This is a genomic window from Mesorhizobium sp. M8A.F.Ca.ET.202.01.1.1 (assembly GCF_004791595.1).
GTDB lineage: Bacteria > Pseudomonadota > Alphaproteobacteria > Rhizobiales > Rhizobiaceae > Mesorhizobium.
Genome location: NZ_SRUN01000138.1, coordinates 1 through 345, shown reverse-complemented (window position 1 = coordinate 345; position 345 = coordinate 1). Strand labels below are relative to the sequence as shown.

The window sequence follows — 345 nt, the reverse complement described above, 5'->3', positions numbered from 1 at the left end:
CTCGGCCGTATCCTCTTCGACGACGAGGCTGTGCTGTGCCGCCAGGAAATTGCCGACATGGCTCAGTCCTTCGAAATGGTCGCAGAAGACCTTGACGACGACCAGCAGCGGCACCGCCATCAGCGCGCCGACAAAACCCCACAGCCACGACCAGAAGGCAATGGCGATGAAGATCGCCACCGCGTTGATCTCCAGCCGCCTGCCGACCACCAGCGGCGTCACGAACTGGCCCTCGACGATGTCGCACAGCAACACGAAGGCCGGCGCCAGCAGCGCAAAGGAGATCGAGTCGAAGCTGATCAGCGCGATGACGGTGACAAGTATGATCGTCATCAACGCCCCGAC

At 62.0% G+C, this 345-nt stretch carries 1 protein-coding gene; it reads right to left on the bottom strand.

Translation table 11 applies throughout. The features are described 5' to 3' along the window. A partial coding sequence (locus EN845_RS34195) for an AI-2E family transporter (protein WP_135931300.1) occupies window positions 1-345 on the bottom strand: 345 nt, incomplete at both ends.